The 540-nt window shown below is 59.6% G+C and carries 1 pseudogene; it reads left to right on the plus strand.

The features are described from left to right. Nucleotides 1-540, plus strand: a pseudogene (locus ADINL_RS09630) (DDE-type integrase/transposase/recombinase); the annotation flags it as partial.

Genomic DNA, 540 nt, shown 5'->3' on the forward strand with positions numbered 1-540 from the left:
ACCTTCGTCGTACCGCCGAGGCAGGTCTGAGCTGGCCATTACCGAGCGATCTGGACGACACCAAACTGGAGCAACAGCTGTTCCCGCCACCACCCGACCTGCCTGCTCATGTGCGGGGCGTGCCGGACTGGCGTCAGATCCACCAGGAACTCAGGCACCCACACGTCACGCTGTTCCTGTTGTGGCAGGAGTATCGAGAGGCGAACCCGGAAGGTTATCAGTACAGCTGGTTCTGCGAGCACTACCGGGCCTGGCAAGGCAAGCTGGATCTGGTCATGCGTCAGGATCACCGTGCCGGGGAGAAGCTGTTCGTGGACTATGCCGGTAAGACGGCCCCCATCATTGATCGCACCACGGGCGAAATCCATGAGGCACAGATCTTTGTAGCGGTGCTGGGAGCCTCCAATTACACCTTTGCCGAGGCGACCTGGAGCCAGACACTACCCGACTGGATCGGCTCTCACATCCGTGCCTTCGCGTTCCTTGGTGGTGTTCCGGAACTCGTGATTCCAGACAACCTCATATCGGTTGTCAGCAAAG

It is taken from the genome of Nitrincola lacisaponensis (assembly GCF_000691225.1).
GTDB classification, from domain to species: Bacteria; Pseudomonadota; Gammaproteobacteria; order Pseudomonadales; family Balneatricaceae; genus Nitrincola; species Nitrincola lacisaponensis.